Here is a 26,356-nt window from a genome sequence, read left to right as displayed (position 1 = left end):
GCCTTCTGTGTCGAGGGTCCTGGTGATCAGTGTGCCGGTCGGGCGGCGACCGGGTGCGCCGGGGCGCTCCCGCTCGCCGGTCCACCGGCGACGTCGGTGGTGAGATCGGCGTCGGCTCCGCCCGAGGACCTCCGGCCGATGCCCTTGGCGAGGGTGACGGCGACGCCGCCGACGATCGCGCCGGCGACGACCGCCAGCAGGAACAGCCAGAAGTTGCTCATCGCGAACCAGACGAAGAACCCGCCGTGCGGTGCCTGCAGCTCCAGGCCGAGGCCGGCCACGATCGCGCCGGTGGTGGCGCCACCGAGCATCATCGACGGGATCACCCGCAGCGGGTCGACCGCGGCGAACGGGATCGCGCCCTCGGAGATGAACGAGGCGCCCAGCAGCCACGCCGCCTTGCCGTTGTCCCGCTCGGCCGGGGTGTAGAGCCTCGGCCGCAGGACCGTGCTGGACAGCGCCATCGCCAGCGGCGGCACCATGCCGGCGGCCATCACGGTGGCCATGATGACCAGCTGCTGCTGGCCGCCGTCGCCGGCGATGGCCGCGGTGAGCCCGGTGGTGGCGAAGACGTAGGCGGCCTTGTTCACCGGTCCGCCCAGGTCGAAGCACATCATCAGGCCGAGGATGATCCCCAGCACGATCGTCGCGGCGCCGGTCAGGCCGTTGAGGAAGTCCCCGAGCGACTCCAGCGCCCAGGCCAGCGGCTGACCCAGCACGACCACCATGAGCCCGCTGGAGATGAGCGTGGCCAGCAGCGGGATGATCACGACAGGCTGCAGTCCGCGGGCGAACGCCGGCAGCTTCCAGCGGCTGATCCACAGCGCGGCGAAGCCGGCGATGATGCCGCCGACCAGGCCGCCGAGGAAGCCGGCGCCCACGGTCAGGGAGACCGCGCCGACGACGAAGCCGGGGACGATGCCCGGCCGGTCGGCGATCGCGTAGGCGATGTAGCCGGCCAGCGCTGGGACGAGGAAGCCGAAGGCGGCCTGCCCGAGCACGGTGCACAGCGCGCCGAGGTAGCCCCAGAACCCGTCGTTGAGGCCCTCGAGCGGCGCGGCGCTGGGCAGGTCGAAGAAGGTGTTGTTCAGCGCCCAGTTCAGCGCGTAGCTCTGCGCGCCGTCGGTGGCCGGGTCGCCGTTGACGATCTGGTAGCCGCCGAACAGGAAGCCCAGCGCGATGAGCAGGCCACCCGCGGCGACGAACGGGATCATGTAGCTGACGCCGGTGAGCAGCCAGCGGCGGATCTCCGACCCGATCCCGGGCCGGTCCCCGCTGGTCGCGGCGGGGGTGGCGCCGTCGGCGGCGGTGCCGGGCACCCGGCGGGCGTTCGGGTCGTCGGCGGCGGCCAGCGCCTCGCGGATCATCGCCTCGGGCTCGTTGATCGCCCGCTTGGTGCCCGACTGCACCAGCGGCTTGCCGGCGAAGCGGTCCCGGTCCTTGACGCCCACGTCGACGGCGAAGATGGCCGCGTCGGCGTCCCGGATGACCGCGGGGTCCAGCGGGGTCGAGCCCGACGAGCCCTGCGTCTCCACGTGCAGGTCGACGCCGAGCTCGCGGGCGGCGACGGTGAGCTTGTCGGCGGCCATGTAGGTGTGCGCGATCCCGGTCGGGCAGGCGCTGACCGCGACGATGCTGCGGCGGGCCTGCGCCGGCTCGGCGGGCGCCGGGGCCTGCGGGGCCGGGGCGGCGGCCGGGGTCTGCGTCGCCGGGGTCTGCGTCGCCGGGGTCTCGGCGGGGGAGACGACGTCCTGCACCAGGGCGACGATCTCGTCGGCGGAGCCGGCCGAACGCAGGGAGGCCACGAACTCCGGCCGCACCAGCGCGCGGGCCAGTGCGGTGAGCAGGGTCAGGTGGTCGGCGTCGCCGTGCTCGGGGGCGGCGATGAGGAAGGCCAGGTCGGCCGGGCCGTCCGGGGCACCGAAGTCGACCGGCGGGGAGAGCCGGGCGAACCCGAGCGAGGCCTGGGTGACCGCGGCGGACCGGCAGTGCGGGATGGCGATCCCGCCGGGCAGCCCGGTCGCCGCCTTCGCCTCCCGGGCCAGTGCGTCGTCGGCGAGCGCGCCGGCGCCGGTGGCGCGGCCGGCGTTGGCGACGAGGCCGGCCAGCCGGTGCACGACGGCGCTCTTGTCGGGACCGAGGTCGGCGTCGAGCGCCACCAGGTCGGTCGTGATCAGTGCGGGCATGGTCGTTCCCCCGGGGTCAGTGGGTGTCGGCGCCGGCGGCCGGAGCGGCCGCGGCAGGAGCTGGGTGGCCGGGCAGGCCGGGTGTGACGGTGACGGCGGCACGGTCGACCTGCGACGGCGCGGGCACCGCCGAGCCGGGCAGCGCGGCGCTGGCGGTGCCGTAGGCGACCGCGGTGCGCAGCCGCTCGGCCGGCTCCTCGCCGGCCAGGTCGGCGAGCACGTAGCCGGCCAGGCTGCAGTCGCCGGCGCCGACCGTGCTGCGGACGGCGACCCGCGGCGGGCGCGCCCACCAGAGCCCGCCGTCGGCGGTGGAGAGCGCGGCGCCGTCGGCGCCGAGGGTGAGCAGCACCTCCGCGACGCCGCGCTCGTGCAGCGTGGCGACGGCGGCGAGGGCGGCGTCGGGGTCGTCGGCGACGGCGGCCTCGGGCAGGCCGGCGAGCTGCGCCAGCTCCTCGGTGTTCGGCTTGAGCAGGTCCGGGGCGGCGTCCGGCCCGGCGGCCAGCAGCGCCAGCAGCGGGGCCTCGGAGGTGTCGACGGCGATCCGCGCACCGGTGCCGCGCAGCGCACGGACCAGGGCGGCGTACCAGTCGCGGGGCGCCCCGGGCGGCAGCGAGCCGGACAGCACCACCCAGCGGGCCGAGCGGGCCTGCTCGAGCAGCGCGGCCTGCAGCGCGGCCAGCGCCGCGTCGTCCAGCGGGGCGCCGGGCTCGTTGAGCTTCGTGGTCGTGCCGTCGGGCTCGGTGAGCGTGTAGTTGGTGCGCACCGGGGTGCCGATCGGCACGGTGGCCAGCGGCAGGCCGAGGGCCTGCAACGCGCGCACCAGCGGGTCGTCGTCCGGGGCGGGCAGCACCGAGACGACGTCGGCACCGGCGGCGGCGACGGCGCGGGCGACGTTCACGCCCTTGCCGCCGGGCTCGGTGGAGCTGCGACCCAGGCGGGTCACCGCTCCCCGGTCCAGCGGGCCGGGCAGGTCCAGCGTCCGGTCCAGGCTGGGGTTGGCGGTCAGCGTGACCACCCGCCCCGCCGGTGTGGCTGGCGTCTTCATGCGACGAGCACCTCGATCCCCTGCGACTCGAGTTCGGCGACGACGGCCGGGTCGGCCTCGTCGTCGGTGACCAGGACGTCGACGTCCTCGACGGCCGCGAAGCGCACCAGGTGCTCGCGGCCGAGCTTGCTGCTGTCCCCGAGCACGACCACCCGCTGGGCGGCGCGGGCCATCGCGCGCTTCACGGCGGCCTCGGCCTCGTCGGGGGTGGAGAAGCCGTGCCCGGCGCTGATCCCGTTGGTGCCGAGGAAGACGACGTCGGCGCGCAGGTCGGTGAGGGCGCTGACGGTCGACTCCCCGACGGCCGACTGGGTGATGCCGCGCACCCGCCCGCCGAGCACGTGCAGGGTGACCGCCGGGGCGCCGGCCAGCCGGGCGGCGATCGGCACCGAGTTGGTGGCCACCACCAGGGCGCGCTCGGGCGGCAGCAGCTCGGCCAGGGCGGCGGTGGAGCTGCCGCCGTCGAGGATGGCGCTGCCGTTGGCCGACGGGAGCAGGGAGAGGGCGGCGGCGGCGATCCGGCGCTTGGCGTCGGTGCGGGTGCTGCGCCGCTCGCCCAGGGCCGGCTCGACGACGGCCAGGGCGCCCACGGGCACGGCGCCGCCGTGCACCCGGCGTAGCATCCCGGCGCGTTCCAGGAGGGCCAGGTCACGGCGGACGGTCTCCGTGGTCACCCCGAAGTGCTCGGCGACCGCCGTGACGGCCACCCGGCCCCGTTGGGTGACCAGCCCGGCGATGGCCTGCTGTCGTTCCTCGGCGTACACGTCCACCTCCGGGGGTGCGGTGCGTGGGGGCTCGGCGACAGAGGGCGCCTGGCGACCGGTGTCCGATCGTGTGGTTTCGGCGCTTTGTTTGTGTTGTTCTACGTGGGATCAGTTGACAAGTCAAGCCTGAGTGGTGACTCTGGTCACCGGACGCACCATCGTCGTTGCGCGCCGGACCCCCACCCCGCGCCCACAGGCCCGAGCAGACAGTGAGGCCCCGATGTCCTCCTCCTCCACCGGAACCGGGATCGACCCGGCCGACCTGACGGCGCCGGCCGTGCTGACGGGCACCCCCGTGGTGCCCGGGGTGGCCGTCGGTCCCGTGGTGCGCCCGGTCGGGGAGGTGCAGCTGCCCGAGACCGCCGGGCCCTGGGTGGCCGAGGACCAGCGCGCGGCCGAGAAGGAGCGGTTCACCGCGGCCGCCGAGGCGGTGGCCGAGCGGCTCGCCGCCCGTGCCGCCGCGGCGACCGGGGTGAGCGCCGAGGTGCTGAACACGACCGCCCAGCTGGCGCGTGACCGGGGCCTGCTCTCCGCCGTCGAGCAGCGCATCGGCGACGGCGCCACCGCGCCGGTGGCCACTGTGGGCGCCGCCGAGCAGTTCATCGAGCTGTTCACCGGCCTCGGCGGGATCATGGCGGAGCGGGTCACCGACATCCGCGACGTCCGCAACCGCATCGTCGCCGAGCTCACCGGGCAGGGGGAGCCGGGCGTGCCGGCGCCGGAGACGCCGTCGGTGCTGCTCGCCGACGACCTCGCCCCGGCCGACACCGCCGGGCTGGACACCAGCCGGATCATCGCGCTGGCCACCCGCCTGGGCGGGGCGACCAGCCACACCGCGATCATCGCCCGCCAGCTCGGCCTGCCCTGCGTGGTCGCCGTGGGCGGCCTGGGTGACGTGCCGGTGGGGGCCACCGTCCTGGTCGACGGCGACCACGGCACCGTGACCGTCGAGCCGGACGCCGCCGAGGCGAAGGCGCGGGTCGCCGAGGCGGAGCAGGTGGCGGCTGCGCTGGCCGGCTACCGCGGGCCCGGCGCCACCCGCGACGGCCACCAGGTGCAGGTGCTGGCCAACGTGCAGGACGGCGCCGGTGCCCGGGCCGCCCGCGACGCGCACGCCGAGGGCGTCGGGTTGCTCCGCACCGAGCTCGCCTTCTTCGGCCGCACGGAGGAGCCCGCCGTCGCCGAGCAGGCCGACATCTACGCCGGCGTGCTGGAGGCGTTCCCCGCCGGCAAGGTGGTCATCCGCACGCTGGACGCCGGCTCGGACAAGCCGCTGCCGTTCGCCACCCCGCCGGACGAGGCCAACCCGGCTCTCGGCGTCCGCGGGGTGCGCACCGCGCGGCGCGACCCCGGCCTGCTCACCCGGCAGCTGGACGCGATCGCCCAGGCCGCCGAGCGCACCGGCACCTCGCCGTGGGTGATGGCGCCGATGGTGGCCACCGTCGCCGAGGCCGCAGACTTCGCCGCGCAGGTGCGGGAGCGCGGGATGTCGCCCGGCGTCATGGTCGAGGTGCCGTCGGTGGCCGTGCTCGCCGACCGGTTCCTGGAGCACCTGGACTTCCTGTCCATCGGCACCAACGACCTGTCGCAGTACACGCTGGCCGCCGACCGGCTCTCCGCCGACCTGGCCGACCTGACCGACCCGTGGCAGCCCGCGCTGCTGGCCCTGGTCCACGCCGCGGCCGCCGCCGGGCAGCGGCTCGGCAAGCCGGTGGGCGTCTGTGGCGAGGCGGCCGCGGACCCGATGCTGGCCGTCGTGCTGGTCGGCATGGGCATCTCCTCGCTGTCCTGTGCCGCCTCCTCCGTCGCCGGGGTGGGTGGCCGGCTGGCGACGGTCGACCTCGCCACCTGTCAGCGGGCGGCCGAGGCGGCCCTCGCTGCCGCCGACCCGCAGGCGGCACGTGCTGCGGTGCGCGAGGTGCTCAGCGCCTGACGACGGACCCCGATCCGCCTGCACGGGCCCCGCCGGTCACCGACCGGCGGGGCCCGCGTGCGTTCCGTGAGCGGCCAGTGGGTGACCGCCGGGTGACGGATCCATGGCCCTCACCCCTTCGGATGAGTGAATCATCGGCGACTTCAGCAACACGACCTTGCTTCCGATGGAATACCCGGCAGCTCGCCTGCTTTAATACGGGCGTAACACCCACGTGACACCACTGAGAGAAGGCACCATGAGCAGCGTGACCTCCAGCTGGCGGAAGCGTCGGCAGGCGGCGCGTACGCGACGCGCACTCGACGCCGCCGTCGCCCGCACCAGCAGCCCGGCGATGCGCGACGAGCTGCTGACCCTGGCCAACAGCAGCCAGTTCAGCAACCTCCGCTGAGCGCTGACCCCCTCGCCGTGTGAGGGGGCCGCGCACGGCAACGCAGCATGACCCCGGACTCCCTCAGGGAGCCGGGGTCGTCTGCTGTCCGGGCCCGTGCTGATCGTGGTGTTCGGCCCCGTCCCGAGGCTCGCCCCGAGCGTGTGCGGGGTGAGGAGGACGGGTTCCTTGGTCAGTCGCGGAGGCGGGCGCGGAGCGCGGACTGCTCGTCGGCGCCGAAGCCGTGCTGCTCCAGCCAGCCGACCGGGCCACCCCAGCGCTGGTCGAGCACCTCCAGCACCCGGCGCATCGACTCCGCCCGCGGGGTGTGGCTGGCGACGTCGCGACGGGTCATGTCCTCGGCGTAGGTGGAGCTGCTGGCCAGCTTGGCGACCAGCGCGTCGATGATCTCCGCGGTCTGCGCGTAGTCGGCGACGATCGCCTCCGGCGTCGCCCCGGCCACCGCCAGGGCCAGCGCCGACACCACCCCGGTGCGGTCCTTGCCGGCGGCGCAGTGCACCACCGCGGCGCCCGGCCCGGCGGTCAGCGCCCGCAGCGCGGCCAGCACGTTGTCGGCGCTGTCGGTCAGGTAGCCCAGGTAGGAGCGGACGGCGGGCGGCTCGCCCTCGTCGCCGGGCGCGTGCTGCCGGGGCAGGATCGACTCCGCCCAGTCGGCCGGCAGCTGCGCGCGGATCTCCTCGTCGTCCTCCTCGGCGGCGAAGACGTCGGTGCGCAGGCCCCGCTCGGGCAGCAGCGTGAAGTGCCGGTGGGTGACGGCGTCGACGGCGCGCAGCGGGCCGCGGCCCTCCATCAGGATCTCCGCGGTGGTGCGCAGGTCGATCACCTCGGTCAGCCCGACCTCCTCCACCAGCGTGCGGACGTCGGCGTCGCTGAGCGTCTGCAGGTTGTCGCTGCGGAGCACCCGCCCGAACTGCGTCGTGCCGCCGTCGACGGTGGGCAGCCCGCCCAGGTCCCGGGTGTTCGTCGTCCCGTCCAGGTGCAGCCAGCGGTCCGTGCGGGTGGAGGTCACCCGCCGACCGTACGACGTCACGCGGCGTCCGGCAGGCCGCCCCGGCGCGCCACCATCGCGGCCACTCCCCGGCTGGCCACCCGCTCGGGTGAAGCGCTTCAGGGAGCGGTGCTCCCGCGCCGATGACCGGAGCATGACAGGCAGCAGTGGCGTGGACCGGCCACGGCGCGGGGAGCGACCCGCAGCCGAGGGTGTGACCCTGACCGGCCTGGGTCTGCTGGGCGCCGGTGTGCTGCTCCACGTCGGGCTGGTCGCTGCGCTCGGTCCCGACCCGGAGAACGCCGGCCTGCAGCTGGTGGTCCTGGCGGCCCAGCTGGTGGCCTGTGCCGCGGTGTACCGCTGGCGATCGCGGCTGCCGGCGCGGACCTGGCCCACGCTGACGGTCCTGGCGACCCCGATGCTGGGCGTGGTGCCGGTCTACTACCCCGAAGCCGTCCTCGTCGCGGTCCCCGTGCTGTTCCTGCTCGTGGTCTTCACCGCGAAACTGCTGGGGCGGGGGGTGGCACGGCTGGTCACGGCCGAGGCGGTGGGGGTCGGCGCGTGGATCGCCAGCCAGCTGGACGGCGGCATCGCCCTCCTTGCGGTGCACGTGGTCTTCGTCGGCGGGGTGCTGCTCCTCGTGCACGTCACCCTGGCGCGGGCCGCGGACGAGCAGGACCTGCTGGTGGCGAGGCTCGCCCATGCGGCCGACGTCGACGGCCTGACCGGCCTCCTCTCGCGGCGGGCCTTCGAGGCCGGTCTGGACGACGCCCTGCAGCGGTCGTCGGCGCCGTGCAGTCTGCTGCTGGTCGACCTGGACCGCTTCAAGTCGGTCAACGACGGGTTCGGCCACCCGGCCGGCGACGCCGCACTGCGGCACGTGGGCGGCCTGGTCGAGGCCGCGGTGCGCCGCTTCGGTGGCCTCGTCGGTCGCCTCGGGGGCGACGAGCTGGGCGTCCTGCTCGTGGGCTGCGCCCAGCCGGTGGCCCTGGAGCGGGCCGAGGAGCTCGTGCGCGCCGTCCGGACGGCGCCGCTGGTCCTGCCCGCGGGCATCTCCCTGCCGCTGAGCATCAGCGTCGGCGTGGCCACCTCCGACGACGGGGACCGGGTGGCGCTCTACGCGGCCGCCGACGCGGCCCTGTACGCGGCGAAGACGTCCGGCCGGGACCAGGCGTCCGGTGATCAGCGCCACGATCGCCGGACGCTGCCGCAGGCGGTACCCGCCGACGCGGTCCCGTAGCCCGCGGGACGGCGCCGAGCGCCAGCGGCACGGCGCCGCTACGCGCCGTCCAGCAGCTCCCGGCAGACGGTCAGCAGTCGCTCGCGGAGCACCCCGCCGCGGGCGGCGAAGCCGCGCTGGGCGGCCACGTACTCGGCCTTGCCCTCCGGCGTCTCGATCGCCACCGGGGAGTACCCGTGCGCGCTCAGGTCGTAGGGCGAGGCACGCATGTCCAGCTCCCGGACGTCGGCGGCGAGCGCGAAGCAGTCGGCCAGCAGCTCGCCGGGGACGGCCGGGCTGAGCTTGTACGCCCACTTGTAGAGGTCCATCGTCGCGTGCAGGCAGCCGGGCTGGTCCATCGCGGGCTGGGTCTCCCGGGTGGGCCGCAGGGTGTTCCGCGGTGCGCCGGCGCGGGTGAAGAACCGGTAGGCGTCGATGTGGCTGCACTGCACCCGGTGCGACTCCACCACCGCGTCGGTGCCGGCCTGCCCCAACCGCAAGGGCAGCGGGTGGCGCACCTCGCCGTCCTCGGGGCGGTAGAGCATCGCCCACTCGTGCAGCCCGAAGCAGCCGAACTGGCCGGGCCGGGACGCGGTGCCGCCCAGCAGGCCCTCGATCCAGCCGACGGCGCTGCGCCGCTTGTCCAGGAACGCGGCCCGGTCCAGGCCGACGCCGTCGGCGGTGGCCGCGTAGAACGGCCAGTTCAGCCGCTCGCTGGCCGCCGCACCGGCCAGCACGGTGCCGACGCCGGGGTGCCAGCGCCGCAGCCGGCCGGGGGGCTCGGAGTAGTAGGTGAACAGGAAGTCCAGCACCGGGTGGGTGGCGCCGGCCTGCCGGCGTGCGCGGTGGGGTCCCAGCCAGGTCTCCATCCGGGCCTGGTGGTCCGCCTCCCGGGCACGCCACTCCCGCTCGGGCAGCACCGTCGGCGCGGTGGAGAGCAGCGGGGGCACCGGGCCAGGGTAGGTCGGGTGCGCGCACCCGAGGCACCGCGCACCCGAGGCACCGCGCACCCGAGGCACCGCGCACCCGAGGCACCGCGCACCCGAGGCACCGCGCACCCGAGGCACCGCGCACCCGAGGCACCGCGCACCGGGCGCATCGCGCGCCCATGACACGTGTCATGCCCCACCCGTGCGCCGAGGCCGCGAAGAGGTGCACGGCGGCACCTGTGCCAGCCGGGTCCGGGCGGCAACGTGAGGGGTGCGTCCGACAGCCCGGCCCGACGGCGGCCGGCGGCGCACCGAGGAGGTCGACGTGCACCCCACCCCCACCCGCTCACCGTCCATCGCACCGACGGCGGCCCCGGCGATCGAGGTCACCGACCTGCGCCGCAGCTACGGCGACTTCGAGGCGGTGCGCGGCATCTCGTTCGAGGTGCAGCCCGGTGAGGTGTTCGCCCTGCTCGGCGTCAACGGGGCGGGCAAGACCTCCGCGCTGGAGGTGCTCGAGGGCCTGGCCCCGCCCGCGGCCGGCGCGGTGCGGGTGCTCGGCGCCGACCCGGTGCGTGACCGGGCCCGGGTGCGGCCGCACCTGGGGGTGCTCCTGCAGACCAGCGGCCTGCCCGGCGACCTGACGGTCGCCGAGACCCTGCGCGCCTGGGCGGGCACGCTGACCGGTCCGCGGCCGGTGCCCGAGGCGCTGGCCCAGGTGCAGCTGGCCGACCGCGCCGACGTCCGGGTGCGCAGCCTCTCCGGCGGTGAGCGCCGCCGGCTGGACCTCGCGCTGTCGCTGCTCGGCCGGCCCGCCGTCGTCGTGCTGGACGAGCCGACCACCGGACTCGACCCGGAGTCCCGCCGGCAGGTCTGGGAGCTGGTGAAGGGGCTGGTGGCCGACGGCGCCGCGGTCCTGCTGACCACCCACCACCTGGAGGAGGCCGAGGAGCTCGCCGACCGGGTCGCGATCATGCGCGGCGGCCAGATCGTGCTGTCCGGCACCCAGGCCGAGATCGCCGAGACCCAGCCGGCCACCATCCGCTTCACCCTCGACGACGACGCCCCGCAGCCACCCGTGCCCACGGGCGTGCAGGTGGTCGGCCAGGGCCGGCGGGTCGAGTGGCACACCCGCGCGCTGCAACCGGTGCTGGCCGAGCTGCTGGCCTGGGCCGCCGAGCACGGCGTCGTGCTGCGGACGCTGCTGGCCCGCGCGGGCTCCCTCGAGCAGGCCTTCCTCGCCGTCGCCGACGGCACCGACCCCCGCACGACGCAGGAGGAGAACCGATGAGCGCCCCGACCACCGATCGCAGCACCCTCGACCGCCCCACGAGCGGACCGGGCCGGCTGTCCCGGGTCTGGTCCCTGGCCTCCGCCGAGACCCGGCTACTGGGCCGCAACCGCACCGCCCTGGTGAACTCGGTGGTCCTGCCGCTGCTGTTCGTCGCGGTCGTGCCGGCCCTGGGCCTGGACGACGGGGAGTTCCCCATCGGCGCCCGGCTGCTGGTGACCGCCGCCGGCATCACCCTGGTGATGCTGACCTACTACAACCTGGTCACCACCTACGTCGCCCGCCGGGAGGACCTGGTGCTGCAGCGGATGCGCACCGGGGAGCTGACCGACGTCGAGGTGCTGGCCGGCACCGCCGCGCCGACCGTGTTCGTCACCCTCGGCCAGGTGGTGGTCATCGCCGCGGGCGTGGCGCTGCTCGGTGAGTGGTCGGCCCCCGCCGACGTCGTCCTGCCGCTGCTCGCCCTGCTCGCCGGGACGCTGCTGATGGTCGTGCTGGCCGCGGCGAGCACCAGCTTCACCCGCACGCCGGAGTCCGCGCAGATCACCACGCTGCCGATCATCGTCGTCTCCACCGGGCTCTCCGGGGTCTTCTACCCGCTGTCCGTGCTGCCCGAGACGCTGGGCGAGATCGCCCGGTTCCTGCCGCTCACCCCCGTCGTGGAGCTGCTGCAGCTGGGCCTGGCCGGCCAGACCTGGGACGGCGAGCTGGTCGACGGGAGCGTCTGGCCGCACGCCGGCATGCCGCTGGCGGTGCTCGCCGGGTGGCTGGTGGTGGGCGCGGTCGCCGCCCGGCGCGGGTTCCGGTGGGCTCCCCGCCGGTGAGGCCACACCGCCGCGGCACGGTCGGTACGGCAGCATGACCGCCGTGCCGACCGTCTCGCGCTGGTGGAACAGCCGGACGGCGCCCCAGCGGATCGACCTGTACACGCGCTGGTCCTTCTACTCCTTCCTGGCCGCGCTGCCGGTCCTCGCGCTGGCGGTGCTCGGCGCCGGGGTCGATGGCGCGGCCCCGGGGGGCGGCGGGCTGGTGTTCCTGGCCGGCTCGGCCGTCACCGGGGTGGCGGCGGTCCAGCTCAGCCGTCGGGGACTGGCGGCGCACCGGGAGGGTCGTCAGCTCCCCGGGGGCCTGACGATCGCGGCGTTCGCGGCGGCCGGGGCGACGGCGGTCGGGGGCGCGTGGGCGTTCGCCGGGTCCGACTCCGCCGGCGCCGTCCCGTGGTCGGTCAGCCTGCCCCTCGCCGCCGTGCTCATCGCCTGCTCGACGGTCTGGGCGACCCGGCAGCTCACCCCGTACGCGGTGGGCGTCGGCGTGGTCAGCGGCGTCGCCGCCGCGCTGGCCGGCGCGCACCCGGTCGCGGCCGTCGCGCAGGGGGTCGTGCTGGCCGTCACGGTCCTGTTCGTGGTGCTCGCCTTCCGGTTCACCGTGTGGGTGCTCGACGTGGTGCTGGAGATGGAGCGCACCCGGGGCGTGGAGCTCCAGCTGGCGGTGGCCGAGGAGCGGCTCCGCTTCGCGCGGGACCTGCACGACGTGATGGGCCGCAACCTCTCGGCGATCGCGGTCAAGAGCCAGCTGGCCGGCGAGCTGGTGCGCCGGGACCGGCCGGAGGCCGCCGACGAGGTCGCCGACATCAGCCGGATCGCCGAGGAGTCGCTCCGGGAGGTGCGCGAGGTGGTCCGCGGGTACCGCCGCACCGACCTGGCCGGCGAGCTGGCCGGCGCCCGGTCGGTGCTGCGCGCCGCCGGGGTGGCCTGCACGGTGCACGGCGAGGACGCGGCGGTCGGGCTGCCCGAGCCGGTGCAGGTGGCGCTGGGCTGGGTGGTGCGGGAGGCCGTGACCAACGTGCTGCGGCACAGCGACGCCGCCGACTGCTGGATCGGGCTGGAGCGCGGTGAGGGGGAGGTCGCCCTGACGGTGACCAACGACGGGGTGACCGGCGAGCCGGGCACCGGCAACGGCCTGACCGGCCTCCGCGAGCGGCTGGCCGGGGCCGGCGGGTCGCTGGACGCCTCCCGTGACGGCGACCGCTTCACCCTGACCGCCACCCTGCCCACCGGAGGTGCCGCATGATCCGCGTGCTGCTGGCCGACGACGAGAACCTGGTCCGCTCGGCGTTCGCCGCCCTGCTCGGGCTGGAGGACGACCTCGAGGTGGTCGCCCAGGCGTCCTCCGGCGCCGAGGCGCTGGCCATGGCCCGCTTGCACACGCCGGACGTCGCCGTGCTGGACCTGCAGATGCCCGACCGGGACGGGATCAGCGTCGCGGGGGAGCTGACCACGGTGCTGCCCGGCTGCGGGCTGGTCATCGTCACCGGCCACGGCCGGCCCGGGCACCTCAAGCGGGCGCTGGAGGCCGGGGTCCGGGGCTTCCTGCCCAAGACGGTGGGGGCGGCCGTGCTGGGCGACGTCGTGCGCACGGTGCACCGGGGTGGGCGCTACGTCGACCCCGAGCTCGCCGCGGAGGCGATCAGCGCCGGGGACAGCCCGCTGACCCCGCGGGAGGCCGATGTCCTCGAGCTCGCCGCGAGCGGCGCCCCGGTCGAGGAGATCGCCGTCCGCGCCCACCTGTCGCCGGGCACCGTGCGCAACTACCTGTCGGCGGCCGCGGCGAAGCTGGGCGCGTCGAACCGGCACGCGGCCGTGGAGGCCGCGCGCCGGCACGGCTGGATCTGAGGAGGACCCCCTCGCCCCCCCACGCCTCGCACGCTCCGCGCGGGCCCCTGCGAGGGAGCCGGGGAAGGGGCAGAGGGGTCCTTCGTCAGTCGTTGGCGGGGCGGGCGACCGAGTCCTCGCGCTGCGCCTCGTCGTCGGTGAGCAGCACGGTGTCCTTCTCGCCGCCGTCCCCGCGGTCGTGGCCGGGGGTGCCGTCGACCAGGTCGCCGTCGGGGTCGGAGGTGGCGGGGGAGTCGTGGTAGCCGCTGTCGCTGGGTTCGGTCATGACCCGTGCATGCCCGGCGGTGGCGCGGCTACTCAGAACGCGGCCTCGTCGACCTCCATCAGCGCGTTGTCGGTGTGCTCGACGAGGTACCGCTCGCTGGTCAGCTTCGGCAGCACCTGGCTGCAGAAGAACCGGGTCGCGGCGAGCTTGCCCTCGTAGAAGTGCCGGTCCCGCTCGCCCACGTCGCCGGCCAGCGCGGCGAGCGCCACCTCCGCCTGGCGGACCAGGAGCCACCCGGTGACCAGGTCGCCGACCGCCAGCAGCAGCCGGCTGGTGTTCTGGCCGACCGCGTAGAGCTTGGTGCGGTCCTCGGTCGCGGCGGTCAGCTGGCCGAACATCGCGGTCAGCATCCCCTGCACGTCGCCCAGCGCGGTGCCGAGCAGCGCGCGCTCGACCTTGAGCCGGCCGTTGCCCGCCTCCGCGGTGACGGTGGCCTGGACCTGCTCCGCCAGCCAGGTCAGCGCCACCCCGCCGTCCCGGACGATCTTCCGGAAGAAGAAGTCCTGGCCCTGGATCGCCGTCGTCCCCTCGTAGAGGGTGTCGATCTTGGAGTCCCGGACGTACTGCTCGACCGGGTAGTCCTGCAGGTAGCCCGAGCCGCCCAGGGTCTGCAGCGACTCGCTGGTGAGCAGCTGGGTGGCCCGCTCGGAGCCGAAGCCCTTGACCACGGGCAGCAGGAGGTCGTTCAGCTTCGCCGCGAGCACGGCCTCCGGGCTGTCGGTGGTGCCCGCGGCCTGGGCCTCCATCACCTGGTCGCGGAAGGTGGCGGTGTAGAGGTAGAGGGCGCGCATGCCCTCGGCGTAGGCCTTCTGCAGCATCAGCGAGCGCCGGACGTCGGGGTGGTGGGTGATCGGCACCCGCGGGGCGTCCTTGGCGGTGGCGGTGAGGTCGGCGCCCTGCACCCGCGTCTTCGCGTACTCCAGGGCCACCTGGTAGCCGGCCGACAGGGTGGCGATCGCCTTGGTGCCGACGAACATCCGCGCGTACTCGATGACCCGGAACATCTGGGCGATGCCGTCGTGCACGTCGCCGACCAGCCAGCCCCGGGCCGGGACCGGTCCGTCCCCGAAGGTGAGCTCGCAGGTGGTGGAGACCTTCAGGCCCATCTTCTTCTCGAGGTTGGTCACGTACACGCCGTTGCGCTCGCCGAGCTCGCCGGTGGCCAGGTCGACGTGGAACTTGGGGACGACGAACAGCGACAGCCCCTTGGTGCCCGGCCCGGCCCCCTCCGGGCGGGCGAGCACCAGGTGCACGATGTTGTCGCTCAGGTCGTGCTCGGCCGAGGAGATGAAGCGCTTGACGCCGGTGATGTGCCAGGAGCCGTCGGGCTGCTGCACGGCCCGGGCCCGCCCGGCGCCGACGTCGGAGCCCGCGTCGGGTTCGGTGAGCACCATCGTCGCGCCCCAGAGGTGCTCGATCATCAGCTCGGCCAGCCGCTGCTGGTCCGGGGTGCCGAGCGAGTGCAGGATCGCCGCGAACGTCGCGCCCGAGCCGTACATGAACACCGCCGGGTTGGCGCCGAGGATCATCTCGAACGCCGCCCAGCGCAAGCTGAACGGTGCGCCGAAGCCGCCGAGCTCCTCGGGCAGGTCCAGCCGCCACCACTCGCCGGCCTCCACCGCGCGGACCGACTCCCGGAACGACTCCGGCAGCGTCACCGTGTGCGTCGCCGGGTCGAACACCGGCGGGTTCCGGTCGGCGTCGGCGAAGGATGCGGCCAGCGGCCCCTCGGCCAGCCGGCGGACCTCGGCCAGCACCCCGCGGGCGGTCTCGGCGTCCATCTGCGCGAACGGCCCGGTGCCGAACCGGTCCTTGGTGCTCTGGAACTCGAAGAGGTTGAACTCGAGGTCGCGGAGGTTGGCCGTGTAGTGGCTCATCTGCGGAGCGCTCCTGGGTGCGGGGCCGGACGGCGCGGGTTACTGGCTGGTAACCAACGCTAGGGCCGACCGGTGACCGGCACAAGGACCCACCGCGCCCGTGGCTCAGTCGTCCCCGGCGGCGTTCTCGTCGAGCACCGGGCCGGCCTCGTGGTGCGGGTGGCCGTGGGTGCGTTCGCGCTGCTTCATCCGCGCCTCGTGGACGTGCCGCTCGCCGTCGGTGAAGGCCTCGCGGGCCCGCTGGTCGAAGGAGCGGAAGGTGGACCAGTAGTTCGCGTCGTAGTCCTCGACGATCTGGAAGGTCCACCGGTCGGCGATGACGTTGCGGCCGACCAGGTCCCGGTCCAGGTCGTCGGCGAATTCGCCGTGGCCCGCCTGGCGGAACAGGTCGACGGCGTCCTGCAGGAGCAGGTCGGCGCGGCCGGTGAGCTGGTGGAAGCCGTAGAGCATGCCCCGGGCGTGCTCGACGGCCTCGAGGGCCTCCGAGAGCTTGCCGACGGCGGTGACGGTGTCGTCGTCGAGGTCAGGGCGCGAGCGGTCGGTCATGAGCCGATCCTGCGGCTTCCCGCGCCCGGCCGCCCGTTCAGGCGGTGGCGTCCCGGACGGCGGCGTCGATCAGCTTCTGGGCGAGCCGGCGGCCGTGGGAGGCCGGCCCGTCGGGGCCCAGCAGCCCGCCGGAGAGGTACATCCCGTCGATGATCAGGTGCACCTGGGCGGCGAGGTCCTCCCCGCCGCCGGGCACCACCTCGGCGGCCAGCCGCTCCAGCCGCATGTGCAGCTCGAACTTGTAGTCGGCGGCGGCGCTGCGGGCGGGGTGCTGCGGGTCGTCGTACTCGCTGCTGACGTTGGTGAACGGGCAGCCGCGGAAGCCGGTGCGGGTGACGTCCTTCTCCACCGCGTCGACCACCGAGAGCAGGGCGGCCCGGGGGTCGCCCTCCAGCCGGATCAGCTCGGCGTCGATGTAGGACAGCACCGTGGCCGCCTTGCGCGCCAGGTAGGCGCCGACCAGGTCGTCCTTGCTCTTGAAGAGCCGGTAGACCGTCATCTTGCCCAGCCCGGTCTCGCGGACCAGTTCGTCCATGCCCACACTGCGCGAGCTGCGCGCCGAGAACAGTCGCTCGGCGGTGTCCAGGACGATCTCCTGGCGCTCCGCGCGGGATCGACGGACGGGTGCCGAGCCGTCGTCGGCCGTGTGCAGGGGGAGGGCTGCGGCAGTCACGTCAGCGATCGTGCAGCACCCCGTGACGGAGCAGTTCGCGGCACGCCGACGTGTTCAGGCGCTCACGCAGTGCCATCGTGGCACACGGCACCAGCCGGGACGACAGGGGTCCGGTGAGGCTCGTGGGACGACGCCGCACCCGTCGCGGCGATGCGATCGGGTGCGGTTGAGGCGGGGTGGGTCAGGCCCGGCGGATGCGGCGCGGGTTGGCCAGCATGCGCACCAGCGGCTGCTGCTCGGCGCGCGCCTCGTCGGTGCCGCCGGGGGCGTTCTGGTCCAGCCGCTGCTGGTCGGTGTCGTTGTTCGGCATGTCGCCGAGCTTCCCCCGCACCCGGCACGGCAAAACAGCCCCGGGGCCAGGAGAACCCGTTCGGGGGCTGAGACGTCGATCACCCAGCGGCCGGCGCCGCGGGCGGTGGTCAGCCGGCGGGGTGGGCGGCGAGCGGCGCCGGGTCGGCCACCGGAACGGCGGCGCCGCGGGGCGTCCGGTCGCGGGTGACCAGCAGGGTGAGCACCCAGGTGAGGACGGCGAGGGTGGTCACGAAGAAGCTGGGCGGCAGGTTGACCATCGCGGAGAGCACCAGGCCGAGCCAGACGCTGCCCAGTGCGATGGCCACGGCGAGCGCGGCGACCATCCCGGGCCGGGCGGTCATCCGCAGGGCCGCGGCGGCCGGGGTGACCACGAGCGCGAACAGCAGCAGCGTGCCGACGACCTGCACGGCCATCGTGACGGTCAGGGCGAGCAGCACGATGAACGCCACCCCCAGGGCGCGCACCGGCACGCCCCGCGCCTCGGCCACCGCCGGGTCGACGGAGGCGAAGACCAGCGGGCGGGCGATCACCGCGAGCGCCCCGACGACGAGCAGCGTGAAGCCGCCGAAGACCCACAGCTGGTCGGTGGAGATCGCCAGCAGGTTGCCGAACAGCACCGTGGTGGTGCTGCTCGCGTTGGCGGTGGCGAGCGAGGCGAACAGCACCCCGAGGCCGGTGGCGAAGGCGAGGATCGTGCCGGTGGCGACCTCGCGGTCGGCCACCCGCTTGCCGAGCAGGCCGATCAGCAGCCCGCCGCCGACGCAGAACACCGCCAGGCCCAGGGTCACCGGGGCGCCGACCAGGATGGCGCCGGTGGCGCCCGGGAAGCCGATGTGGGCCAGCGCGTGCGCGGCGAAGGCGTTCTGCCGGGTGACGACGAACCAGCCCATCAGCCCGGCGGCCAGCGCGACCATCGAACCGCCGATCAGGGCGTGCTGCATGAACGTGGTCTGCAGCACCTGCAGCCAGTTCTCCTGGAAGGTGACCACGGTTCAGCCGCCCCGGGTGAAGAGATCGCCCTGCGCGGTGCGCACCACCCGGACCGGGGTGCCGTACAGGTGGGTGAGCAGGTCCTCGGTGACGACGGCGTCGATCGGGTCGTGGTGCGGGTGCCCGTCGAGCAGGTAGACGGCGTCGGTGAGCACCGGCAGCAGGGGGTTGAGGTCGTGCACCACGACCATGATGGTCACCTGTCGCGAGCGGGTGAGCTCGCCGAGCAGCGTCACCACCTCGTGCTGGTTGCGCAGGTCGAGGTTGGCCAGGGGTTCGTCGAGCAGCAGCAGCTCGGCGTCGTCGACGATCGCCTGCGCGATGGCGACCCGCTGCTGCTGGCCGCCGGAGAGCTCCGACATCCGCCGGTCGGCGTAGCCGGACGCGCCGACCCGGGCCAGGGCCCCGTCGACCCGCGCCCGCTCCTCGGCGGAGGCGCGGCGCAGTCCGAAGCGGCCGCCGGTGAGGCCGAGCATGACCAGGTCGCGGGCGCGCACCGTCTCGCCGAGCGCGGCGGTGTAGTTCTGCGGCACGTAGCCGATCCGGCGGTCACCCCGGCTGGGGGTGCGGCCGAGCACCTCGATCCGGCCGGTGGCCGGGGGCAGCAGCCCGAGGGCCAGCTGGAACAGCGTGGTCTTGCCGGCCCCGTTGGGGCCGATCACCCCGACGACCGCGCCCGTGGGCACGGTGAGGGTGCCCTGCGACCAGACGGTCCGGCCGCCGCGCACCACCGAGACGTCGTCGAGGACGAGCGCCGGAGGTGCCGCGGGTGCCGGGTCGGCCGTTCTGACGTCGGTCACTGACCCCCACCGAGTGCATCGGAGAGCTGCTCCAGCTGGGACAGCTGCCAGGCGATGAACGACGACTCGTCGTCCGGCACCGACTCTGTCACCTCGACCACCGGCACGTCAGCCGCCTCGGCGGAGGCGCGCAGCTGCTCGGGGATGCTGCCCTCGGTCTGGGAGTTGTACACCAGCACGTCGACCGAGCCGTCGGAGAGCGCGGCCTCGAACGCGGCGACGTCGCCGGGCGCCGGCTCGGCCTCGTTGCTCGCCGCCTCGCGGTAGCCCTCGGGGGTGGCGTCGGTGAGGCCGATCGCCTCGGCGGTGTACTCGAACACGCTCTCCGTGGCGGCGTAGCTGCGCCCGGCCGCGGCGGACTGCAGCGCGCTGAGCTCGTCCAGGTAGGCCTGCAGGTCGGCCTCCCACGCCTCGGCCTGCTCGGTGAAGTGGTCGGCGGCGTCCGGCGACAGCTCGGTGAGCTGCTCGGTCACCGCGGTGGCCACGGCCTGGACGTACTCGGGGGAGTACCACAGGTGCGGGTTGACCCCGCCGTGGGCGTGCCCTTCCTCGCCGTCCGCGTGCTCCTCCTCGGCGTGCTCCTCCTCCGCGTGCTCCTCGGTCTCGACCCCGACGACCTCCGCCGCGTCGACGACGGCGGGGGCGGTGTCGAGCGAGGCGATCGCGTCCTCCGCCCAGTGGTCGTAGTCGGCCCCGTTCACCACGACCAGCTCGGCGTCGGTGAAGGCGGCGATGTCGGCGGAGGTGGCCTCGTAGTCGTGCGGGTCGACCGCGGAGGAGGCGAGCACGGTGGTGACGGTGGCGCAGTCCCCGGCCAGCTGCTCGACTACGTCGCCCCACTGGCTCACCGAGACGACGACGTCGAGCACCTCGCCGGGGCAGTTGCCCGCATCGGCCTCGGCGGTCGTGGTGCCGGCGCCGCCGGAGGTGCCGCAGGCGGCGAGGGTCAGCGTGGCGGTGGCGGCCAGCGCGGCGAGCGCGGGGCGGCGGAGCGGGGCAGGGCGGGGCACGGCGGGTCCTCACGTGGATACCTGGTGGGAATGACTCTCAGACCCAGTATCACCCGTGCGGTGCCGTGCGGTCGACTCCGGTCCCCGGCTGTGACGGCCATCATGGGCAGCGACGGTCGTCCGGGTCGGCCGGAGGGCCCCGCTGGAGGAGGACCCCGTGCCGCTGTCACCGGACCGCCGGTCGTCCGTGCGTCCGCCCACCGCGCCACCGCGCCGGGCTCCGCGGGCTCCGGCCCCGCCGCCTCCGGAGCCCGAGCGGGCGGAGCCGGTCGAGGAGGACCTGCCGCGCGGCTGAACCGGTCCCGCCGGGCCAGCCGCCGGCGGGGTCAGGCGCCGCTGATGCGGTTCTCCGGGTCGACCCCGTCCTCGGCGGCCGCCTCCGACCCCTCCGCGGGCTCGCTGGCGTGTGGCGTCCGGCCACCCTCCTGGTCGACGGCGGGGTCGGAGCCCTCGGCAGGCTCGCTGCTGTGCTGGGGTGCGCTCTCGGTCATGCCTGGGCGGATGCCCGGCCGGCCGGTGCGGAAACCCACCGCTCAGGCGACCGGCTCGGCCGGCGGCGTGCGGTCCAGCAGGGCCTGGACGGCGTCGTCGTCGGGCAGCGCGCCCCGGGCGCCGGGGCCGGTGGTCGACAGCGCCGCGGCGGTCACCGCGTAGCGGACCGCCGCCGCGAGGTCCGCGCCGCGGTCCAGTGCGCTGCTCAGTGCGCCGCAGAAGCAGTCACCGGCACCGGTGGTGTCCACGGCGTCGACCGGGGGCGGCGCCTGCAGCAGCGCCGGGCCGCCGGCCGGCACGACCAGCGCGCCGCGCCCGCCCAGGGTGACCACCACGTCACCGCTGCCCACTGCCCGGGCCAGCGCGACGAGGGCGGCCGGGGAGTCGTCCCCGTCGGGCACGCCGGACAGTGCGCGCAGCTCCGGCTCGTTGGGCACCAGCACGTCGACCTCGGCGAGCAGCTCGGCCGGCAGCGGCTGCGGCGGTGCCGGGTTGAGCACCACCGTCCCCCCGGTGGCCGCCACGGCCGCGCGCACCGTCTCGAGCGGGGTCTCCAGCTGGAGGAGCAGCACGCCGGCCCGGTGCACCGACTCGACGTCGACGTCGGCCGGGGTGAGGGCGGCGTTGGCCCCGGGCACGACGACGATCAGGTTCTCCCCGCCCCGGGCCTCCACCGGGATCGTGGCCGACCCGGTCGGTGCGCCGGGGGTGCGCTGCACCCGCCCGACGTTCACCCCGCAGTCGGCCAGGGCGGCCAGCTGGCGGCCGGCCGCGGGGTCGTCGCCCACCCGCCCGACCATGTGCACGCCACGGCCGAGCCGGCCGGCCGCCGAGGCCTGGTTGGCGCCCTTGCCGCCGGGCAGCAGCGCCACCGCCGAGCCGACGACGGTCTCGCCGCGACCGGGGAGCCGGTCGACGGTCACCACCAGGTCCTCGTTGAGGCTGCCGACGACGGTCACGGACACGCGGGCCTCCCGGTGATCACCACGGGGGCAGCCTAGGAGTCGGGGTCGGCGGACCGGCGCTGGCGCAGCCGCAGGGGCAGGAGGTACCACGTCACCAGCCCGAGGGTGCCGATCACCGCGCACGCCGCGATCGCCGGGCCCCGGCCGAGCACCACGTCCAGCACCAGCAGCACCGCGCTGCCGATGCCGATCAGCAGCAGGGTCAGCCCGCCCACGAGCGACCGGTCGGCGAACGCGACGATCGCCGCCTTCTGCCGCCGCCGGAACAGCATCCGGTGGAAGGAGACCGGCGCGACCAGCACCACGGTGGACAGCGCGGTGCTGATCATCGTGATCGCGTAGACCGTCGTCCCGAACGTGCCCAGGTCGGTGAAGCGGGACTGGAACGGGAGGGTCAGCAGGAAGGCGAACAGCACCTGGACCGCGGTGATGGTGACCCGGATCTCCTGCAGGGCCTCGCTGACGTTGCGGTCCAGCACCTCGTCGGGCGTCTCGCCGCGCGCCTGCGCCGTCCGCTGGGCGTCCGCCCGCTCGGCCTCGATCCGTTTCTCTGCCACGTCCGCGCGGTACCGCAGGCGCAGTCGATCAACACCCGGGAGACGCACGTGGCGCAGCACCAGGACGACGCCGACACGGTTCGCCGCGAGTTCGGCGAGGCGGTGAACATGACCGCCGGCGAGCTCGAGCGCTGGCTGGGCACCGAGGAGTCGCAGTCGGTGGGGCAGAAGGACGGCGGCTCGGGGGAGTCGACCGGGCACGAGTCCGGGCGACGGATCGTCGCGCTGCTGCACACGAAGAAGGCCGACCTGACCGACGACGACCTCGCACACATGCGGAAGGTGCACGGTTACGTGCAGCGGCACCTGGCGCAGCAGCCGAAGAAGGAGGACGTCGGGACGTCGAAGTGGCGGTACAGCCTGATGAACTGGGGCCACGACCCGCTGAAGGAGTGATCCCGCTGCCGCGCACCGACCTCTCCCGCACCGACCTCTCCCGAAACGACCCGGCGCAGTACGACGAGCTCGCCGACCAGTGGTGGGAGGGCAACGGCGGGTTCGCGGCGCTGCACTGGCTGGCCGCCTCGCGCGCCGAGCACGTGCCGCCGGCGGCCGGGCCGGACGCCGTCCTGGTCGATCTCGCGTGCGGCGGCGGGCTGATGGCGCCGCACGTCGCCCGGCTGGGCTACCGGCACGTCGGGGTCGACCTCGGGCTGGCCGGGCTGCGGGTGGCCCGGGAGCACGGGGTCGCGCCGGTGCGGGGGTCGGTGCTGGCCGTGCCGCTGGCCGACGGGTGCGCCGACGTCGTCGTCGCCGGCGAGGTGCTCGAGCACGTGGCCGACCACGACCGGGTGGTGGCCGAGTGCGCCCGGCTGCTGCGGCCGGGCGGCACCCTCGTCATCGACGCCCTGCCCGACACCCGGCTGGCCGAGCTGCTGCTGGTGCGCATCGGGGAACACGTGCCCGGCGGGCCGCCGCCCGGCATCCACGACCCGGCGCTCTTCGTCGACCGGGAGCGGCTGCTCGCGACCGCCGACCGGTGCGGGCTGGACCTCCGCCTGGTCGGGCTCCGGCCGTCCGTGCGCGACTGGCTGGCCTGGCGCCGGGGACGGCGGGCGGTCGTGCGGATGAAGCAGGTGCGGTCCACGGCGGTGGTGTTCGCCGGCTACGGGGTCAAGCGCGGCGGGCGGAAGCCCGCCCCCGGACGTACGGTCGGGTCATGAGCTGGTCCGACGGAAGCCGCCCCCTGCCGTGAGCGCGGTCGTCACCGGCGCCGGTCGGGCGCTGCCGGCCACCTACGAGCAGTCCGCCGTCTGGCGCGAGTACTTCGCCCCCCGCTACGAGGGGGTGCGCGCCGCCGAGCGGGTCTTCATGGCCGCCGGGGTGACCACCCGGCACGCGGTGGTCTACCCCGGCGACGAGGACCTCGCGGATGCCGGCACCGAGGCCCGGATGCTCCGCTACGTCGCCGAGGCGATGCCGCTGGGCAAGCAGGCGGTGGCCGGGGCGCTGGACGCCGCGGGGCTGGCGCCGGGCGACGTCGGCCTGTTCGCCGTCGCCTCGTGCACCGGGTACGTCACCCCGGGGCTGGACATCCGGCTCGCCCAGGACCTCGGCATGCCCGCCGGGCTCCAGCGGCTGCTCGTCGGGCACATGGGCTGCTACGCGGCGCTGCCCGGGCTGGGCGCGGTCGGTGACTACGTCAGCGCCCGGTCGCGGCCCGCGGTGCTGCTGTGCCTGGAGCTGACCAGCCTGCACGTGCAGCCGGCCGTCCCGGAGCTGGAGCAGGTGGTCAACCACTCGCTGTTCAGCGACGCGGCCGCGGCCGTCGTCGTGGAACCGGGGGCGCCGCGCGGTCGGCGGATCGCGGCCACGGTGGCGCGCACCGACTACGCCACCGCCGACCACATGACCTGGGACGTCACCGACCTCGGCTTCCGGATGGGGTTGTCCCCGCGGGTGCCCGACGTGCTCTCCCGGCACGTGGGCGGGGTGGTCGACGAGCTGCTGACCGGGGCGGGCCTGCGGATCGAGGACGTCGCCGGCTGGGCGGTGCACCCCGGCGGACCGCGGATCCTCGACGTCGTCCGCGACCAGCTCGGGCTCGCCGAGGAGCAGATGAGCGCGTCCCGGCGGGTCCTCGCCGAGCACGGCAACTGCTCGTCGGCCACCGTGCTGCTCGTGCTCGAGGAGCTCGCCGACGTCGACGGGCCGGTGGTGGCGATGGCGTTCGGGCCGGGCCTGACGCTCTACGCCACGCTGCTGCTGCCCGCCTGACTCACCAGAGATCACCGCGACGCCAGTCGCAGACCAGCCGGGCGCCCGGGTCCAGGCCGGCCGGGGTCGAGGGCGTGGGCAGCACGAAGACGCGCTCGCCGGTGGTGTTCCGCACCCCGTCGGGGGTGAGCGCGGCGGTCGGCCCGGCCCAGTCCAGCCAGCCGCGGGCGGTGTACAGCGCCGCGCCGGCCGGGCTGGCACCCAGGGCGCCGATCTCGGAGCCGCCGGCGATCAGCCGCTCGACCTCGGCCATCACCGCCGTCCCCACGCCCCGGCGGCGGAACGCCGCCGCGGTGGCGACCGCCTCGACGTAGCCGGTGCGCAGCGTCGTCGCCCCGGCGATCAGCTGGCGGCCGACGACGGCGGCGTGGCCGGCGAGCTCCCCGCCGACGGTGGCCAGCACGTGCAGCCCGCCCCGCGCGTGGCCCCAGTGCTCCTCGTCGAAGTGCGCGAAGGCGGTGTCGAGGAAGCGGCGCAGGTCGCGCAGCTCGGTGCCGGAGAGGTCCGCCGTCGGGGCGGTGCGCAGCCGGACGTCGGGGGAAGTCACCGACCCAGCCAAGCGGACCGGGCCAGGAGGCGCAGCCCGGGCGCCCGGGGGGAGAGGAGAGCGGGTGACGAGAATCGAACTCGCACTGTCAGCTTGGGAAGCTGATGTTCTACCATTGAACTACACCCGCAGCGGGGCTCACGCCCTGCACCACGAGCGTAGCAAGCGCTCGTGGTGCCGCGTCAGCCCCCCGGTCAGCCCCGCATGACGCCCAGGAATCCGGTCATCTCCGACCGCAGCGTCTCCGCCATCCGCGACAGCCCGGTGGTGTCCGTGCCGGCCGGCCCGAGCGACGACGACCCGTCCACCGCCGCGGAGATCCCGTCGACCAGGCCGGTCATCTCGTCCACGGTGTTGCCGACGTTGGTCATGACGGTCGCGACGTCGTCGCAGGCCACCCGCACCGACGCGACCTGGGTGGTCACCCGCTCGGTGGCCCGGGCGGTCTGGTCGGCGAGGTCCTTGACCTCCGAGGCGACGACGGCGAAGCCCTTGCCGAGCTCGCCGGCCCGCGCCGCCTCGATGGTGGCGTTGAGGGCGAGCAGCCGCGTCTGGTCGGCCACCGTCTCGATCAGCGCGATCACCTGCTGGATCTCGGTCGAGGACCGGTTGAGCGAGACGATCGTCTCCCGGGCCCGCCCGACCTCCGCGCTGGCCGCGCCCGCGGCGCCGGTCAGCCCGGCGGCGCTGGCGCTCAGCTCGGTGGCGGCGGTGGCCACACCCTCGCTCATCGCCAGGACGACGGACTCGAAGTCGTCGGCCAGCTTCAGCCGGGAGTCGCGGGCCTCGTGCACCCGGCCCTGGGTCGCGGCCATGGCCTCCCGCGCGGAGTTGATGTCCGCGGCGCCGTTCCGGTACGCGCCGGAGAGCCCGGTGAGCAGCACCTGGCGGTGGAAGCGACCGTCGGCGGCCGAGGTCAGCGCGGCGCTCGACTCCCGCACGAACGCGTCGGAGACGTCCAGCGCCCGGTTGACCGCGTGCTGCAGCGCCACCAGCTCCGGGACGTCGTCGGACCCGGGCACCGGCCGCGCGCGGGACTCCAGGTCGCCCCGGGCGGCGGCGTCGCACACCTCGGTCAGCGACTGCACGAACGCGCGGTACACGGCCAGCTCCCCGGCCTCGTCGCGGTTGCCCCGTCGTCCCATGGTCAGCGGCCCTTCTCGCAGATGACCGACCAGATGAAGTCCTCGTAGCTCGCGGCCTGCTCGGCGACCAGCCGGCCCAGCAGCGCCGAGGAGGCCTCGACCGCGGCCCGGCCGTTCGGGTGCCGCCGCTCCTCGGCGAGCAGCTGCTCGTAGAGCGGGCGGACGGCGGCGATGCCGCCGGGCGCCGGGCGGCGGCGGTTGGAGTGGTAGCCGACGACCCGGCCGGCGGCGTCGCGGGAGGGCGTCACGTGCGCGAGCACCCAGTAGTTGGCCCCGTCCGCGGCCAGGTTGTTGATGTACGCGAACAGCTCGTTGCCGCTGGCCAGGGTGTCCCAGAGCAGCTTGAACACGGCCTTGGGCATGTCGGGGTGGCGGATCAGGTTGTGCGGCTGGCCGATCACCTCGTCCAGGGAGTACGCGCCGACCCGCAGGAAGACGTCGTTGGCGTAGGTGATCACCCCTCGGGCGTCCGTCTTGGAGACGATCAGCTCGTCCTCGGCGAAGGTGCGTTCGACCCCCGTCGGGCGCACCGCCGTCCGTGC

29 protein-coding genes and 1 tRNA gene are annotated in these 26,356 nt (G+C 75.1%); 10 read left to right on the top strand and 20 right to left on the bottom strand.

All coding sequences use genetic code 11. The features are described 5' to 3' along the window. Positions 1 to 26: 26 nt before the first annotated feature. Genes JD78_RS15865 through JD78_RS15855 form a run of 3 tightly spaced genes read right to left on the bottom strand, consistent with a single transcriptional unit; the run spans position 27 to position 3,995 of the window. Entirely contained in the window at positions 27 to 2,186 is a 2,160-nt protein-coding gene (locus JD78_RS15865; protein ID WP_153358353.1) for a PTS fructose transporter subunit IIABC, read from the bottom strand. Between the two features lie 16 nt (positions 2,187 to 2,202). Then, the gene (locus JD78_RS15860) at positions 2,203 to 3,231 is read right to left on the bottom strand and encodes a 1-phosphofructokinase family hexose kinase (RefSeq protein WP_153358356.1); all 1,029 of its coding nucleotides are present in this window, start codon (positions 3,229 to 3,231) and stop codon (positions 2,203 to 2,205) included. Continuing rightward, positions 3,228 to 3,995, bottom strand: coding sequence for a DeoR/GlpR family DNA-binding transcription regulator (locus JD78_RS15855; protein ID WP_153358359.1), 768 nt, complete (start codon positions 3,993 to 3,995; stop codon positions 3,228 to 3,230). Before JD78_RS15855 ends, JD78_RS15860 begins: the two co-directional genes overlap by 4 nt. 220 nt (positions 3,996 to 4,215) lie before the next feature. Between JD78_RS15855 and JD78_RS15850 the strand changes: the two genes are divergently transcribed. Then, on the top strand, positions 4,216 to 5,928 hold the full coding sequence (locus JD78_RS15850) for a putative PEP-binding protein (RefSeq protein WP_153358361.1): 1,713 nt from the start codon (positions 4,216 to 4,218) through the stop codon (positions 5,926 to 5,928). A gap of 238 nt (positions 5,929 to 6,166) precedes the next feature. Further along, the gene (locus JD78_RS15845) at positions 6,167 to 6,319 is read left to right on the top strand and encodes a hypothetical protein (protein WP_153358363.1); all 153 of its coding nucleotides are present in this window, start codon (positions 6,167 to 6,169) and stop codon (positions 6,317 to 6,319) included. Positions 6,320 to 6,491: 172 nt separating this feature from the next. On the opposite strand, the gene JD78_RS15840 is transcribed toward JD78_RS15845, so the two are convergent. After that, a complete protein-coding gene (locus JD78_RS15840) occupies positions 6,492 to 7,328 on the bottom strand; it encodes a tyrosine-protein phosphatase (RefSeq protein WP_153358365.1) in 837 nt (278 codons plus the stop codon). Positions 7,329 to 7,461: 133 nt separating this feature from the next. On the opposite strand from JD78_RS15840, the gene JD78_RS15835 reads away from it, so the two are divergent. After that, a complete protein-coding gene (locus tag JD78_RS15835) occupies positions 7,462 to 8,547 on the top strand; it encodes a GGDEF domain-containing protein (protein ID WP_153358366.1) in 1,086 nt (361 codons plus the stop codon). Between the two features lie 38 nt (positions 8,548 to 8,585). Here the strand turns inward: JD78_RS15835 and JD78_RS15830 are convergent, their stop codons facing one another. After that, positions 8,586 to 9,476 carry a 3-methyladenine DNA glycosylase gene (locus JD78_RS15830; protein WP_153358368.1) on the bottom strand — a complete coding sequence of 297 codons (891 nt, stop codon included), beginning with the start codon at positions 9,474 to 9,476 and terminating at the stop codon, positions 8,586 to 8,588. A gap of 304 nt (positions 9,477 to 9,780) precedes the next feature. Here JD78_RS15830 and JD78_RS15825 point away from each other — a divergent pair, with 304 nt between their 5' ends. From JD78_RS15825 to JD78_RS15810, 4 genes are read left to right on the top strand one after another with little or no spacing between them, the layout of a single operon-like run. Next, on the top strand, positions 9,781 to 10,746 hold the full coding sequence (locus tag JD78_RS15825; RefSeq protein WP_153358501.1) for an ABC transporter ATP-binding protein: 966 nt from the start codon (positions 9,781 to 9,783) through the stop codon (positions 10,744 to 10,746). Then, the gene (locus JD78_RS15820; RefSeq protein ID WP_153358370.1) at positions 10,743 to 11,570 is read left to right on the top strand and encodes an ABC transporter permease; all 828 of its coding nucleotides are present in this window, start codon (positions 10,743 to 10,745) and stop codon (positions 11,568 to 11,570) included. The genes JD78_RS15825 and JD78_RS15820 overlap by 4 nt, the downstream gene beginning before the upstream one ends. 34 nt (positions 11,571 to 11,604) lie before the next feature. After that, the gene (locus JD78_RS15815; RefSeq protein WP_153358372.1) at positions 11,605 to 12,816 is read left to right on the top strand and encodes a sensor histidine kinase; all 1,212 of its coding nucleotides are present in this window, start codon (positions 11,605 to 11,607) and stop codon (positions 12,814 to 12,816) included. After that, positions 12,813 to 13,418, top strand: coding sequence for a response regulator transcription factor (locus tag JD78_RS15810; RefSeq protein ID WP_153358374.1), 606 nt, complete (start codon positions 12,813 to 12,815; stop codon positions 13,416 to 13,418). Before JD78_RS15815 ends, JD78_RS15810 begins: the two co-directional genes overlap by 4 nt. Positions 13,419 to 13,503: 85 nt before the next feature. Here JD78_RS15810 and JD78_RS15805 read toward each other — a convergent pair whose 3' ends face one another. The 11 genes from JD78_RS15805 to JD78_RS15760 all read right to left on the bottom strand — a co-directional run bounded on the left by JD78_RS15805 (position 13,504) and on the right by JD78_RS15760 (position 21,905). Then, positions 13,504 to 13,683 carry a hypothetical protein gene (locus JD78_RS15805; protein ID WP_153358376.1) on the bottom strand — a complete coding sequence of 60 codons (180 nt, stop codon included), beginning with the start codon at positions 13,681 to 13,683 and terminating at the stop codon, positions 13,504 to 13,506. 32 nt (positions 13,684 to 13,715) lie between these two features. Next, entirely contained in the window at positions 13,716 to 15,560 is a 1,845-nt protein-coding gene (locus JD78_RS15800; RefSeq protein WP_153358378.1) for an acyl-CoA dehydrogenase, read from the bottom strand. Positions 15,561 to 15,665: 105 nt separating this feature from the next. After that, on the bottom strand, positions 15,666 to 16,106 hold the full coding sequence (locus JD78_RS15795; protein ID WP_153358380.1) for a hypothetical protein: 441 nt from the start codon (positions 16,104 to 16,106) through the stop codon (positions 15,666 to 15,668). Between the two features lie 37 nt (positions 16,107 to 16,143). After that, positions 16,144 to 16,779 carry a TetR/AcrR family transcriptional regulator gene (locus JD78_RS15790; protein WP_153358382.1) on the bottom strand — a complete coding sequence of 212 codons (636 nt, stop codon included), beginning with the start codon at positions 16,777 to 16,779 and terminating at the stop codon, positions 16,144 to 16,146. Positions 16,780 to 16,960: 181 nt separating this feature from the next. After that, positions 16,961 to 17,089 (bottom strand): hypothetical protein, encoded by a 129-nt coding sequence (locus tag JD78_RS22650; protein ID WP_267128554.1) that lies wholly within the window; start codon positions 17,087 to 17,089, stop codon positions 16,961 to 16,963. Between the two features lie 109 nt (positions 17,090 to 17,198). Further along, positions 17,199 to 18,080 (bottom strand): metal ABC transporter permease, encoded by an 882-nt coding sequence (locus JD78_RS15785; RefSeq protein WP_243731057.1) that lies wholly within the window; start codon positions 18,078 to 18,080, stop codon positions 17,199 to 17,201. Between the two features lie 3 nt (positions 18,081 to 18,083). Next, positions 18,084 to 18,881 (bottom strand): metal ABC transporter ATP-binding protein, encoded by a 798-nt coding sequence (locus JD78_RS15780; protein ID WP_153358385.1) that lies wholly within the window; start codon positions 18,879 to 18,881, stop codon positions 18,084 to 18,086. Further along, on the bottom strand, positions 18,878 to 19,891 hold the full coding sequence (locus tag JD78_RS15775; protein ID WP_166521227.1) for a metal ABC transporter solute-binding protein, Zn/Mn family: 1,014 nt from the start codon (positions 19,889 to 19,891) through the stop codon (positions 18,878 to 18,880). The genes JD78_RS15780 and JD78_RS15775 overlap by 4 nt, the downstream gene beginning before the upstream one ends. 326 nt (positions 19,892 to 20,217) lie before the next feature. After that, positions 20,218 to 20,382: a hypothetical protein gene (locus JD78_RS15770; protein ID WP_153358388.1), complete on the bottom strand. Its 165-nt coding sequence runs from the start codon at positions 20,380 to 20,382 to the stop codon at positions 20,218 to 20,220. Between the two features lie 42 nt (positions 20,383 to 20,424). Then, a complete protein-coding gene (locus JD78_RS15765) occupies positions 20,425 to 21,348 on the bottom strand; it encodes a ribokinase (RefSeq protein WP_153358390.1) in 924 nt (307 codons plus the stop codon). A gap of 32 nt (positions 21,349 to 21,380) precedes the next feature. Next, positions 21,381 to 21,905 (bottom strand): DUF6328 family protein, encoded by a 525-nt coding sequence (locus tag JD78_RS15760; RefSeq protein WP_228395007.1) that lies wholly within the window; start codon positions 21,903 to 21,905, stop codon positions 21,381 to 21,383. Between the two features lie 48 nt (positions 21,906 to 21,953). On the opposite strand from JD78_RS15760, the gene JD78_RS15755 reads away from it, so the two are divergent. Genes JD78_RS15755 through JD78_RS15745 form a run of 3 tightly spaced genes read left to right on the top strand, consistent with a single transcriptional unit; the run spans position 21,954 to position 24,122 of the window. After that, positions 21,954 to 22,301 (top strand): DUF3140 domain-containing protein, encoded by a 348-nt coding sequence (locus tag JD78_RS15755; RefSeq protein WP_153358392.1) that lies wholly within the window; start codon positions 21,954 to 21,956, stop codon positions 22,299 to 22,301. Beyond that, entirely contained in the window at positions 22,298 to 23,068 is a 771-nt protein-coding gene (locus tag JD78_RS15750) for a methyltransferase domain-containing protein (RefSeq protein ID WP_228395008.1), read from the top strand. The genes JD78_RS15755 and JD78_RS15750 overlap by 4 nt, the downstream gene beginning before the upstream one ends. A 28-nt stretch (positions 23,069 to 23,096) precedes the next feature. Next, entirely contained in the window at positions 23,097 to 24,122 is a 1,026-nt protein-coding gene (locus JD78_RS15745; RefSeq protein WP_153358394.1) for a type III polyketide synthase, read from the top strand. 1 nt (position 24,123) lies between these two features. Here the strand turns inward: JD78_RS15745 and JD78_RS15740 are convergent, their stop codons facing one another. The 4 genes from JD78_RS15740 to JD78_RS15725 form a co-directional block, all read right to left on the bottom strand. Continuing rightward, positions 24,124 to 24,669: a GNAT family N-acetyltransferase gene (locus JD78_RS15740; RefSeq protein ID WP_208104117.1), complete on the bottom strand. Its 546-nt coding sequence runs from the start codon at positions 24,667 to 24,669 to the stop codon at positions 24,124 to 24,126. Positions 24,670 to 24,728: 59 nt separating this feature from the next. Continuing rightward, positions 24,729 to 24,799 (bottom strand) — tRNA-Gly (locus JD78_RS15735). A 64-nt stretch (positions 24,800 to 24,863) separates the two neighbouring features. Further along, positions 24,864 to 25,814 carry a methyl-accepting chemotaxis protein gene (locus JD78_RS15730; RefSeq protein WP_153358396.1) on the bottom strand — a complete coding sequence of 317 codons (951 nt, stop codon included), beginning with the start codon at positions 25,812 to 25,814 and terminating at the stop codon, positions 24,864 to 24,866. 2 nt (positions 25,815 to 25,816) lie between these two features. Next, a complete protein-coding gene (locus JD78_RS15725) occupies positions 25,817 to 26,344 on the bottom strand; it encodes a PAS domain-containing protein (protein WP_208104116.1) in 528 nt (175 codons plus the stop codon). Positions 26,345 to 26,356 lie beyond the last annotated feature (12 nt).

The sequence above is a fragment of the Modestobacter roseus genome, from assembly GCF_007994135.1.
GTDB lineage: Bacteria > Actinomycetota > Actinomycetes > Mycobacteriales > Geodermatophilaceae > Modestobacter > Modestobacter roseus.
Note: the sequence above shows the minus strand (reverse complement) of the source record. Positions and strands in the feature narration are given on the sequence as shown.

Coding starts and splice junctions, on each gene's coding strand:
- JD78_RS15865 (WP_153358353.1), bottom strand. CDS start 2,186: ATGCCCGCACTGATCACGACCGACCTGGTGGCGCTCGACGCCGACCTC.
- JD78_RS15860 (WP_153358356.1), bottom strand. CDS start 3,231: ATGAAGACGCCAGCCACACCGGCGGGGCGGGTGGTCACGCTGACCGCC.
- JD78_RS15850 (WP_153358361.1), top strand. CDS start 4,216: ATGTCCTCCTCCTCCACCGGAACCGGGATCGACCCGGCCGACCTGACG.
- JD78_RS15845 (WP_153358363.1), top strand. CDS start 6,167: ATGAGCAGCGTGACCTCCAGCTGGCGGAAGCGTCGGCAGGCGGCGCGT.
- JD78_RS15835 (WP_153358366.1), top strand. CDS start 7,462: ATGACAGGCAGCAGTGGCGTGGACCGGCCACGGCGCGGGGAGCGACCC.
- JD78_RS15820 (WP_153358370.1), top strand. CDS start 10,743: ATGAGCGCCCCGACCACCGATCGCAGCACCCTCGACCGCCCCACGAGC.
- JD78_RS15815 (WP_153358372.1), top strand. CDS start 11,605: ATGACCGCCGTGCCGACCGTCTCGCGCTGGTGGAACAGCCGGACGGCG.
- JD78_RS15810 (WP_153358374.1), top strand. CDS start 12,813: ATGATCCGCGTGCTGCTGGCCGACGACGAGAACCTGGTCCGCTCGGCG.
- JD78_RS15805 (WP_153358376.1), bottom strand. CDS start 13,683: ATGACCGAACCCAGCGACAGCGGCTACCACGACTCCCCCGCCACCTCC.
- JD78_RS15800 (WP_153358378.1), bottom strand. CDS start 15,560: ATGAGCCACTACACGGCCAACCTCCGCGACCTCGAGTTCAACCTCTTC.
- JD78_RS15795 (WP_153358380.1), bottom strand. CDS start 16,106: ATGACCGACCGCTCGCGCCCTGACCTCGACGACGACACCGTCACCGCC.
- JD78_RS22650 (WP_267128554.1), bottom strand. CDS start 17,089: ATGCCGAACAACGACACCGACCAGCAGCGGCTGGACCAGAACGCCCCC.
- JD78_RS15770 (WP_153358388.1), bottom strand. CDS start 20,382: ATGACCGAGAGCGCACCCCAGCACAGCAGCGAGCCTGCCGAGGGCTCC.
- JD78_RS15730 (WP_153358396.1), bottom strand. CDS start 25,814: ATGGGACGACGGGGCAACCGCGACGAGGCCGGGGAGCTGGCCGTGTAC.